The organism is Pseudoalteromonas sp. P1-7a, assembly GCF_001401855.1.
In the GTDB taxonomy this organism is placed as follows: domain Bacteria; phylum Pseudomonadota; class Gammaproteobacteria; order Enterobacterales; family Alteromonadaceae; genus Pseudoalteromonas.
On the sequence record NZ_LKDU01000187.1, the window covers coordinates 1 to 203 of the forward strand.

Here is a 203-nt window from a genome sequence, read left to right on the forward strand (position 1 = left end):
ACAGCTGAGGATACAGTTGAACTTGATAACACCGCAGCGATCACAACCAGCATTGATAAAACCGCCGACGGCGTGATTAATGGCAACGGCGAAAGCGCCGCCATGGTTGTGCGTGGCACGGTGAGCGATGTAGAAGACGGTCAAACCGTGACGGTGATCATCAGTGATGGCACAAACCAAGTTGAAACCACGGCACTTGTACA

1 protein-coding gene is annotated in these 203 nt (G+C 52.2%); it reads left to right on the top strand.

From position 1 onward, the window contains the following. Positions 1-203, top strand: a 203-nt coding sequence (locus tag AN389_RS20510) for a hypothetical protein (RefSeq protein ID WP_160318658.1), incomplete at both ends; no start/stop codon positions are given.